The sequence below is a fragment of the Vibrio sp. 10N.222.55.C6 genome, from assembly GCF_041473395.1.
GTDB lineage: Bacteria > Pseudomonadota > Gammaproteobacteria > Enterobacterales > Vibrionaceae > Vibrio > Vibrio crassostreae_C.
The window spans coordinates 1-442 of sequence record NZ_JBFRSD010001180.1 but is presented as its reverse complement, the minus strand read 5'-3'; the positions used below and the strand labels follow the sequence as shown (position 1 = coordinate 442).

General features: G+C 49.3%; 1 protein-coding gene. It reads right to left on the bottom strand.

The genetic code is table 11. The features are described from left to right. On the bottom strand, positions 1–442 hold a 442-nt coding region (locus AB4486_RS28085; protein WP_372120107.1), incomplete at both ends, for a glucuronate isomerase.

Below are 442 nucleotides of genomic sequence, written 5' to 3'. Positions count from 1 at the left end.
ATTGCGCTGAGCACCAATGTGAAGCTGCATTACCCAACCCATTGCGGCGTAGCGCTTGCCTAACCACACCTGAACCGCTGTTGAAAACTGCGCACATTCTAGATCGGTGAGCGTTTCGCCATTGAGGCGTCGAGTTAACAGGGCATCCAAATCCGATTCTGATGGAATAGGTGCGTAGCGAACCACTTCAATACCGTGGTCAGCCGCACGACAGCCATGGGCATTAAAGTGGACTAAACGCTTGTCTAGCGCACTCAACAGATCATCAAATCGACGGATCTCGATATCGGCTACTTGACCAAGTTGGCGCAGGTAATCGACAAAGGTGTCGAGTTCGATTTTGAAGGCTTTATCTGGGCGCCAGCTTGGTAACACTTGTACATCAAATGAATTGTCTTGAGCGATCGCCTTATGGTGTTCAAGAGAATCAATTGGATCGTCT